Below are 777 nucleotides of genomic sequence, written 5' to 3' on the forward strand. Positions count from 1 at the left end.
CCGGTTTTGGGGGAGAGAAACAGATGCGGCGCTACGGTTTACGCGATGATCAATGGGAACGGATAAAGGACCTTCTCCCCGGTCGGGAGGGCCATGTTGGCGGCACGGCCGCGGATAACAGGCTGTTCGTGGAAGCGGTGTTGTATCGCTATCGTGCTGGCATTCCGTGGCGTGACCTTCCTGCCCGGTTCGGGGACTGGAAAAACGTCCACCGGCGTCTGCGCCGCTGGTGTGAAAGCGGTGTTATAGAACGGATATTTCGTTATCTGGCCGCTGATCACGGCAATGAATACATGATGATCGACAGCACGATTGTCCGGGCGCATCAGCACAGTGCCGAAGCTCTCAAAAAAGGGGCACGGATCAGGCTGTCGGACGATCCCGGGGCGGACTGACTACAAAGATCCATGCCATCTGCGACGCTCTCGGCAATCGGTGGAGATCGACGTCACACCGGGACCGGATGCGGATATCAGCCAAGCGGAACCGATGCTCGAAAACATCGATCCGGACGCCTTCCTGGCTGATAGGGCGTATGATGCAGACAGGTTGATCAATCGGCTGACAGAGCGCAGGATTACCGTGGTCATCCCACCGAAACGCAACAGAACAACCCAACGGGAAACAGACTTCGCTCTTTACAGGGAGCGTAACCTTGTCGAGCGGTTCTTCAATAAACTCAAACAGTTACGCGCTATCGCAACACGCTACGGCAAGCTGAAATCCACCTTCCTCGCAGCCGTCCAGTTCGCTTCAATCATCATCCTGCTTAACTGA

Annotated in this window: 1 pseudogene; it reads left to right on the forward strand. The window is 56.1% G+C overall.

Annotation, left to right across the window (positions count from 1 at the left end):
• Positions 1-23: 23 nt before the first annotated feature.
• A pseudogene (locus tag J2D73_RS20225) lies at positions 24-777 on the forward strand (IS5 family transposase).

It is taken from the genome of Acetobacter sacchari (assembly GCF_017377715.1).
GTDB lineage: Bacteria > Pseudomonadota > Alphaproteobacteria > Acetobacterales > Acetobacteraceae > Acetobacter > Acetobacter sacchari.